This is a genomic window from Saccharopolyspora sp. 6M, assembly GCF_020176775.1.
GTDB classification, from domain to species: Bacteria; Actinomycetota; Actinomycetes; order Mycobacteriales; family Pseudonocardiaceae; genus Saccharopolyspora_C; species Saccharopolyspora_C gregorii.
The window spans coordinates 4,095-8,565 of sequence record NZ_JAIUJZ010000275.1; the positions used below are offsets into that span (position 1 = coordinate 4,095).

The following is a 4,471-nucleotide window of genomic DNA, read 5'->3' on the forward strand; positions in this document are numbered from 1 at the left end:
CCGGTTTCCGCGTTCCTCCGGGGCGGCGGGGGGTTTTTCGGGGTGCCCGCCCGCAAACGGGCGGGCGGCGGCGGGGGGGGGCCCGGCCCCCCCCCCGCCCCCGGCCGCGGTCCAACGACACCGCGAAGGAGCCGACGATGACCCACCACCCGCCGATCGTCGCGGGCGGCCACACCCGCATCCGGCCGTTCAACACCCGCGACACCTATCCGGAGCAGGACCTGGACAACGACCTGTGCCAGGCCGTCGTCGCCGGGGACACCGTGTACGTGCGCGGGCAGATCGGCCAGGACCTCGACACCAGCGAATCGGTCGGCATCGGCGACGCCGCGGCCCAGGCCGAGCAGGCGATGGCCAACATCGCGATGCTCCTCGACGAGGCCGGGGCCCGGATGGAGCACCTGGTGAAGCTGACGATCTACCTGGTGGACCCGCGCTACCGGGAGGCGGTGTACCGCACCATCGGACGGTGGACCCGCGGCGTGCACCCCATCTCCACCGGCGTGGTGGTCTCCGCGCTGGCCCGGCCGGAGTGGCTCGTCGAGATCGACGCGATCGCCGTGCTCCCGGGAGGTGCCCGGTGACGTTCTCCGTGCTCGGCAGCGACGGCCGCGGTGCCGTCGGGATCGCCGTGACCTCCTCCAGCCCCGCCGTCGCGGCCCGCTGCATCCACCTGCGCGCCGGGGTCGGCGGTGCCTCTTCGCAGAACGTGACCGATCCGCGGCTGGGCCCGGCGCTGCTGGACGCGCTGGAGTCCGGGTCCGGGGCGCAGGCCGCGCTGGACTCGGTGGTGCGCGGGCACGATCTGGTGGAGCACCGGCAGCTCACCGTGCTGGCACCGGGCGGCGACGGCGCCGCGCACTCCGGGTCCGCGTCGCTGGGCGTGCACCGGCACCGCGTCGAGCCGGGCGTGGTGGCCGCCGGGAACATGCTGGCGGCGCCCGAGGTCGTCGACGCCGTCGCCGAGTCCTTCGCCGCATCGACCGGCGAGTTGGAGCGGCGGCTGCTCACCGCCCTCGAAGCGGGCCTGGCCGCCGGTGGCGAGGCCGGTCCGGTGCACTCGGCGGGGCTGTCCGTGGTCCGCGAGGTGTCGTGGCGCGAGACCGACCTGCGCATCGACTGGAGCGACTCGCCGATCGCGGATCTCCGCGACCTGCTGGAGATCTGGCTGCCGCAGCGCGACGACTACGTGACCCGCGCGCTCGACCCGACCGCGGCGCCGTCCTACGGCGTGCCGGGGGACGAGCGGTGAGCGGCGCGAAGCAGGCCGCCGGGGCCACCGTCACCGCGGACGCCGACCGGCTCGTCCGGCTCTCCGAGCAGCTGCACGCCCACCCGGAAACGGCGTGGCAGGAGCACCGCTCGGCGCGCTGGGTCGCCGAATCCCTGTCCGAGGCCGGTTTCGACGTCACGCCGGGCTACCTCGGGCTGGAGACCGCGTTCCTGGCGACGTTCGGCAGCGGCCCGTTCCGGCTCGGGTTGTGCGCCGAGTACGACGCGCTGCCGGGGCTCGGCCACGCCTGCGGGCACAACCTGATCGCCGCGATCACCGTCGGCGCGGCGCGGGCGCTGGCCCCGCTGGCCGATTCGGCGGGCCTGACCATCGAGGTCTACGGCACCCCGGCCGAGGAAGGCGGCGGCGGCAAGATCGAGATGCTGGAGCGCGGCGCGTTCGCCGGACTGGACCTGGCGATGATGGCGCACCCCGCGCCGGTGGACGTCGCGGAGGCGGAACCGTTCGCGGTGTCGCACTCGCACGTGTCCTACCAGGGGAAGGCGGCGCACGCCGCGGCCTACCCGGAGCAGGGCGTCAACGCGGCCGACGCGTTCACCGTCGCGCAGGTCGCCATCGGGCTGCTCCGCCAGCAGCTCCCGCACACGGTGCGGGTGCACGGCGTCCTCACCAACGGCGGCGAGGCGCCGAACGCGATCCCGGCGCGCACCGAAGGCCGCTGGTACGTGCGGGCCGAGAGCCTGGACGAGCTCGCCGAGACCGAGGAGAAGGTGCGGCGCTGCTTCGAAGCGGGCGCGCACGCCACCGGCGCCGCGCTGGAGATCGTGCCGGAGAGCAAGCCGTACGCGGAGTTCCGCACCGACCGGCCGGCCTTGGACGCCTACGTGCGCAACGCCGAACGGCTCGGCCGCCGCAGCGACCCGAACCCGGTGGCACGCCGGATGAACCGCGCGTCCACCGACATGGGCAACGTCTCGCAGGTGGTCCCGGCGATCCACCCCTACGTCGGGATCGGTTCGCTGCCCGCGCTGAACCACCAGCCCGAGTTCGCCGCGCACTGCGTCGGCGGCGACGCGGAACGGGCCCTGCTGGACGCGGCCACCGCGCTCGCCTGGACCGCCCTCGACGTGGCGTCCTGACCAGTCGACCGCACGCCGGGGCGGATCTCCGGAAGATCGCGGCCGAAGGCGAGCAGTCGAGGGAACTCCTCCCGCGCAGCGGAAATCCGCAGCTCGCCGGAGGCGACTCGCCGTCGGGAACGCGTCAGATCCCGCGCCCGGAGGCGCCCGGCTGCTAGGTTCCGCGCATCTCGACCGCGATCTCCAGGGAGCGACACGATGGCCCACCGCCGGACCGGACTCGCCAAACTCGGTGCCGCCGCCGCGATCGGCGCCACGCTGGCCGGCGGGGTCACCGCCGTCGCCTCGGAGTCGGCCGGCACCGAACCGGCCAACCTCGGGCGGGCCAAGCTCGCCGTCCAGGACTACTACGGCGACCGGGTGGACTCCGACGGGAACCACCACGCCACCGAGGGCAGCGCCTGGGACCGGCAGGTCGACGAGGCGGTCGCGCACGCGGAGGGCTACCTGCGGCAGCGGCTCGCGGAGGGCGTGCCGAACCCGGCGATCGTGCTCGACGTCGACGACACCTCGGAGCTGACCTACGGCTGGGAGGCCGACAACGACTTCGGCTTCGACGAGGAGAAGCAGCGCGAGGCCATCGACGACGCCGAGTTCGAACCGATCCGCCAGACCCGGGCGCTCGCGAACTGGGCGGCGGAGCACGGCGTGCGGGTCTACTTCCTCACCGGGCGCGGCGACGACCTGCAGAAGGCCTCGCTGCGCAACCTCGCCGACGAGGGCTTCCCGGAACCGGCCGGGGCGTTCTTCAAGCCGACCACCGAAGCGCCCGAGCACCTGCCGTGCGGGCTGGACTGCAGCACCGTGGAGTACAAGTCCGCGACCCGCGCCCACATCGAATCGCTCGGCAGCACGATCGTGCTGAACCTCGGGGACCAGCACAGCGACCTGCAGGGCGGCCACGCCGAAAAGCCCGTCAAACTCCCGAACCCGATGTACTACCTGCCCTGATCCTGGGGCGGACTCGGCGGCCCGGCGCCTGTTCCCCGTCAGCGGCGAAGCCGCTGAGCGGCGACCACCAGAGCAGAAGGACCACCCGCGGGCTCAGCGGTTCCCTCGCGAGGACAGCTTTTTCGCCTGTGGCGGAGCCACCGGTGAAAAAGATCCCGCAACGAGGGAACCGCTGAGGTTCCGCCACCCGCCCCCCGAGCAGCAGAAGCAGGCGCCCCCGCAGATCAAGCGGCTTGGCGCTTCTTCTCCTGCTGCTCCTTGTTCGCCTTGCGGCCTGCTTGGATCGAGACCCAGACGACCAGGGCCAGGGTGAGGTAGAGCGCGTAGTCGTCGATCATCAGCACGAAGTCCACGGCGTGCTGCCCGATCCCGTAGCCGAGCCCGGCGACCAGGCCCGCCATCAGCCCGGCACCGATCGCGTCGAAGACCAGGAACCGGACGAGGCCCATCCCGCTGACCCCGGCCACCGCGAACACCGCGGGCGCGGGGATGCCGGGCAGCGCCGCGGCGATGATGACCAGCGGCATCGCCCAGCTCGGCCAGGACCGGACGCGGGCCACGAACCGCTTGCCGAACTCGCCCGGCGCCCACATCTGGATGATCTTCTCGCCCCAGCGGCGTCCGGCGAGCCAGAACAGCCAGTCGAACTTGACCATGCCGAACACGCCGGCCGCCACGACCAGCCACAGGTCCAGCTCACCGATGCGGGCGAACGCGGCACCCGCGCCGATCGCGGAGAGGCTGCCGGTGACCGCGCTCAACCCCAGCGGGTGCGAGGCCAGCAGTAACGGGCGGAACGGCATCGAGCCGAGCATCAGCAGCACGACGCCGAACGTGGCGAGCACGAGGAACTTGTCGCCGCGCGACATCGGGTGCTCCCACGGCATCGCGTCGCGCCACTGCTGCTGGGCTTCGGCGAGTTCTTCCGGCGTGTAGTCCTTGCTGCGCCAGCGGAACCGCTTCTTCGCGGCGGGCGCGGCGGCCCGGTCCTCCGCAGTCGCGCCGGTCGTGCCGGTCGCGGTGGCTGCGCCCGCCGCGTCGGCCGGGGGCCCGGTCGGCCCGGGGTGCGCGCCCGCGGGGGCGCTGCCGGTGATGTGTCTCCCTCTGGCTGGCTTTCCCCCGCGCCGAGAAGAGGAGGTCGTCTGGG

5 protein-coding genes are annotated in these 4,471 nt (G+C 73.5%); 4 read left to right on the plus strand and 1 reads right to left on the minus strand.

Annotated elements, in window-relative coordinates:
- Positions 1–137: 137 nt before the first annotated feature.
- The 4 genes from LCD31_RS27250 (at position 138) to LCD31_RS27265 (ending at position 3,324) form a co-directional block, all read left to right on the plus strand.
- Complete coding sequence (locus LCD31_RS27250; RefSeq protein ID WP_224962786.1) at positions 138–584, plus strand: RidA family protein; 447 nt, start codon at positions 138–140, stop codon at positions 582–584.
- Positions 581–1,252: a DUF1028 domain-containing protein gene (locus tag LCD31_RS27255; protein ID WP_224962780.1), complete on the plus strand. Its 672-nt coding sequence runs from the start codon at positions 581–583 to the stop codon at positions 1,250–1,252. Before LCD31_RS27250 ends, LCD31_RS27255 begins: the two co-directional genes overlap by 4 nt.
- Entirely contained in the window at positions 1,249–2,373 is a 1,125-nt protein-coding gene (locus LCD31_RS27260) for a M20 family metallopeptidase (RefSeq protein WP_224962782.1), read from the plus strand. The genes LCD31_RS27255 and LCD31_RS27260 overlap by 4 nt, the downstream gene beginning before the upstream one ends.
- A 198-nt stretch (positions 2,374–2,571) precedes the next feature.
- Positions 2,572–3,324 (plus strand): HAD family acid phosphatase, encoded by a 753-nt coding sequence (locus LCD31_RS27265; RefSeq protein WP_224962784.1) that lies wholly within the window; start codon positions 2,572–2,574, stop codon positions 3,322–3,324.
- 224 nt (positions 3,325–3,548) lie between these two features.
- Here LCD31_RS27265 and LCD31_RS27270 read toward each other — a convergent pair.
- On the minus strand, positions 3,549–4,471 hold a 923-nt coding region (locus LCD31_RS27270), incomplete at its 5' end, for a DedA family protein (RefSeq protein WP_255623425.1).